Origin of the sequence: Paenibacillus sp. OK060 (genome assembly GCF_900101205.1) — a bacterium.
Lineage (GTDB): Bacteria > Bacillota > Bacilli > Paenibacillales > Paenibacillaceae > Paenibacillus > Paenibacillus marchantiae.
This window is the reverse complement of sequence record NZ_FNFR01000024.1, coordinates 1-2350: the sequence shown is the minus strand read 5'-3', so window position 1 is coordinate 2350 and position 2350 is coordinate 1. Positions and strand designations below refer to the sequence as shown.

Below are 2350 nucleotides of genomic sequence, written 5' to 3'. Positions count from 1 at the left end.
GATTGGATAAATGCGCTCACGTAGTTCACGACATTTCGATGTGTGACTTCCACTCCCTTCGGTTTTCCTGTCGTTCCCGATGTGTAAATGACATAGGCTGCTTGTTCTGGGTCTTGCCCTGTCTCTTCAAGATGGAGCACTTGTTTGGACCAATCTATATCATCCAGGTATAAGCATGTAGTTTCGCCCAACACTGGTTTCATGGTTTTTCTTACCGTCACCACATACTGTGCATCGCTATCCTGTAACTGATATTGAAGTCGTTCTTCTGGGGTCTCTGGATCAAGAGGCACATAGGACGATCCGGTCTTCAATATCCCCAGTATAGAAACGGCTATTTCTACCGAAGGTTCAAGCAAAATTGCAACTTGATCTCCAGGTCTTACACCCCGCTCCCGAAGTAGCGATGCCAGTATGTTAGCTCGATCTTGTAACTCTTGGTAGGTCAGTTGATCATCTCCACCACGAACGGCTACTTGAGTTGGTGTTTGTTCAACTTGTACTTCAAACAGTTCATGAATGGTTTTATCTTGTGGATAAGCTGCTACAGTGTCATTAAAGGAATACAGTAACTGCTCTCGTTCATTCGGTGACAACATTTCGATTTCATTTAGCTTCACATTCGTATTTTCTACAATCGTATCCAAAATTCTAATTAAATGATTAATCAAATTTTCAATCGTTCTTTCATTGAACAATTTGGTTGCATACTCTACATATAAACTAATCTGCTCTTGTCTCTCTTCAACAACGAGTCGGATATCAAATTTTGATGCAATAGCGTCTAGTTGATATAGTGTAACTTGACCGCTATCGCCGCTTAATTGGATATCATCAGAACTTTGTACATTTAGCATCACATCAAACAACGGATTCCGGCTGGAGTCTCGACGCACATTTAGCTTCTCTACCAAAGCCTCATACGGGTAATCCTGGTTATCAAATGCCGCTAGTGACTGTTCCTTAACTTCCTCAAGGAAACCTTGGAAGGTTTTATTTCCCACAGGTTTGCTTCTCATCGGCAAGGCGTTAACAAACATCCCCATAACACCGGATAGATCTGCATGCGTTCGGCCCGCTACAGATGTTCCAACGATAATATCTTCCTGACCTGTATATTTCGAGAGCAATACATTCAGCGCAGCTAACATCACCATGTACTGCGTCGCACCATGTTTTGCAGCCAGTTCATTAATCCGTCCAGACAGGTCATGGTCTATCTGCATAGACACAGCAGCACCCTCGAAACTTTGCATTTGTGGACGTTGATAATCGGTGGGTAGCTTAAGTACTGGCAAGTCATTTGATAATCGTTCCAGCCAATAAGCTTCCTGCGCTTGATAATGCTCATTTCCCGCCTCATCTTGCTGCCACACGGCGTAATCTTTGTACTGGATTTCTAGTTCAGGTAGTTTCTCTCCGCAATATAAACGATCGAACTCTTCAGCCAACAGAGTCATAGAAACCCCGTCTGAGATAATATGATGCATGTCTATCAGCATCAACTGCTTTCCATTTGTCTCTTGCATGGTTCCAACTCGGATGAGCGGCGCTTTCGATAAGTCAAAGGGTCTTACAAATTTCCCAATCACTTCTTCGACCGTACCATCTTTCAAAACTTCGATTTCAAACGATACTTCTGGATGAATCACTTGAACCGGTTCGCCTTCTTCGTAGCGTAAGGATGTGCGGAAAGCTTCATGTCGCTCAATCAATTCGCAAAATACTGTTTCCATTTTCAACATGTCAATATTACCTTCCAGTTGCAGTACCGTTGGCATGTTGTATGCTGTATGAACCCCTTCCATTTCATTGAGGATCATCATTCGTCTTTGTGCAAATGAAACCGGGTACCATGCCGCTTCCTTCGCTCTTGGAATCCGTACGTATTCTTTTTTCGCAGATCCATCGATTGCGGCAGCTAGCTTCTCCAATACCGGCTTCTCAAATAACTCCTGTAAGGATACCTCGACCCCAAGTTCTTTCTGGATCGCAGACACCACACTGATTGCTTTTAGTGAATGGCCTCCCAAGTCAAAAAAGCTAGCCGTGGCACTGATTTTTTCAACACCCAGAATTTCACTCCATATGCTTGCCAATGTTTGCTCAGTCTGGCTAGATGGTGCCTTGTATTCTTCCATTTGTAGCTCCGGTTGGGGTAGCGCCTTCCGATCAATCTTTCCATTTGCGGTAAGCGGTAAGCGGTCCAGATACACAAAAAATGACGGTACCATATAATTCGGAAGATGGTCCGTCAAATATTTCTTGATGTCTGTTCGCTCTGCATTGCCATGCGCGACTACATAAGCACAAAGATTTACTCCTGCATCTCCTTGATTCAACACTGTGA

1 protein-coding gene is annotated in these 2350 nt (G+C 43.7%); it reads right to left on the bottom strand.

Features of this window, described 5'->3' with window-relative positions:
• A partial coding sequence (locus BLS14_RS32215) for a condensation domain-containing protein (protein WP_143021618.1) occupies nt 1–2350 on the bottom strand: 2350 nt, incomplete at both ends.